Origin of the sequence: Kitasatospora sp. MBT63 (assembly GCF_000710465.2) — a bacterium.
In the GTDB taxonomy this organism is placed as follows: Bacteria; Actinomycetota; Actinomycetes; order Streptomycetales; family Streptomycetaceae; genus Kitasatospora.
This window is the reverse complement of sequence record NZ_JAIZ01000287.1, coordinates 1-536: the sequence shown is the minus strand read 5'-3', so window position 1 is coordinate 536 and position 536 is coordinate 1. Positions and strand designations below refer to the sequence as shown.

Genomic DNA, 536 nt, shown 5'->3' with positions numbered 1-536 from the left:
AAGGGGTGGGGTGTCGAGGGCGTGGTGGTAGGCGGTGAGTGCGGTGGTGGGGTCGCCGTGGGCTTCGGCGAGTTGTCCGGTGGCGTGGGCGGTGATGGTGCGCAGGAGGGGGATGTGGTGGCTGAGGTGGGTGAGGTGGGTGAGGGCTTCGGTGGCGCGGTCGAGGTGGCCGGTGGTGGTGAGGGCTTCGGTCCACATCGGCCAGAACATGTGGGTGGGCCAGGTGGCGGTGGGGGTGAGGTGGTCGGGGTCGTAGGGTTCGAGGGGGCCGGCCTGCAGGGGTTGCAGGGCTTCGAGCATGGCGTGGTGGTCGCCGCGGGCCTGGGCGATGGCGGCGGCGGCGAGCGCCGACTGGTCCGCGAAGACGGGCAGGGGGATGTGGTGGCGGGAGGCGTCCAGGTGTTCCCGGGCGGTGCGCCAGCGGCCCTGGCCCGCGGCGATGATCGCCGCCCACGCCCGCACGATACCGGTGTGGGGGTAGAAGCCGCCGAGATCGGTCTCGGTGACCGCCTGCTCGGCGTGGGCCGCGCCGTGGT

At 73.3% G+C, this 536-nt stretch carries 1 pseudogene; it reads right to left on the bottom strand.

Features of this window, described 5'->3' with window-relative positions:
- Positions 1-536 (bottom strand): annotated as a pseudogene (locus tag AA75_RS49430) (hypothetical protein); the annotation flags it as partial.